Here is a 243-nt window from a genome sequence, read left to right on the forward strand (position 1 = left end):
GCGATAACGGTCAAGGAATTTCACCCCAAATTATTGATAAATTGGGCCAAGAAATCGTTTCTGAAAGTACAGGAAGTGGTACTGCCCTTGTTAATCTTAATAACCGCCTTAATTTACTCTATGGCAGCATTAGTCATTTGCATTTTGATTGCGATGACAATGGCACGACGGTCTGGTATTTAATCCCTCAACAGATAGGAGAGTCCGAACATGAAAATTTTGATTCTTGATGATGAAGTACTT

General features: G+C 38.7%; 1 pseudogene. It reads left to right on the forward strand.

From position 1 onward, the window contains the following. Positions 1 to 230 (forward strand): annotated as a pseudogene (locus FH871_RS34550) (hypothetical protein); the annotation flags it as partial. Positions 231 to 243: the final 13 nt, after the last annotated feature.

It is taken from the genome of Larkinella sp. C7 (genome assembly GCF_006149005.1).
Taxonomy (GTDB): domain Bacteria; phylum Bacteroidota; class Bacteroidia; order Cytophagales; family Spirosomataceae; genus Larkinella.